Source organism: Mycobacterium sp. 852013-51886_SCH5428379 (assembly GCF_001665575.1).
GTDB lineage: Bacteria > Actinomycetota > Actinomycetes > Mycobacteriales > Mycobacteriaceae > Mycobacterium.
In genome coordinates, this window is record NZ_LZSU01000033.1 from 1 (window position 1) to 503 (window position 503).

Annotated in this window: 1 protein-coding gene; it reads right to left on the minus strand. The window is 69.0% G+C overall.

Going from position 1 to position 503, the window contains the following annotated elements; genetic code table 11:
* A partial coding sequence (locus A5757_RS13620) for a DUF222 domain-containing protein (RefSeq protein WP_156618388.1) occupies nt 1–503 on the minus strand: 503 nt, incomplete at both ends.

Consider the following 503-nt stretch of genomic DNA (forward strand, 5'->3'; position numbering starts at 1 on the left):
GATGTGTATAAGAGACAGTCCCAGTGCTGCAGGTGGTGGGCGTGTAGGCCGCGGGTGGCCCCACAGCCGGGCACCACACAGGACTGGTCGCGGTGTTCCAGTGCTCGGCGTAGGCGGCGGTTGATGGTGCGGGTGGAGCGGGCCGCACCGATGGGTTGGCCGTGGCGCTGCAGCCACACCTCGCAGGTGGCATCGCACAGCAGCAGGCGGCGTTCCTCATCGGTGAGGACCTGACCTAGATGCAGCGCTGCAGTGGGTGTGTCGAGGTCGAGGTGGATGACGACGGTGGTGTGCTGGCCGTGGGGGCGGCGGGCGGCGTCGGCGTCCCAGCCGGCTTCCACGAGCCGGTTGAACGCGTCGAGGTTCGTCGGGAACGGAGCCTCGTCCTCGGCGTTGCGGTCGTGGATCAGCGCGTCGCGGTGAGACTGCAGGGCGGCGTCGAATGTCGCGGCGTCCAACTTCGGCAGGGTGATCGTCCAGGTGGTGGTCTCGCCGTGGTCGCG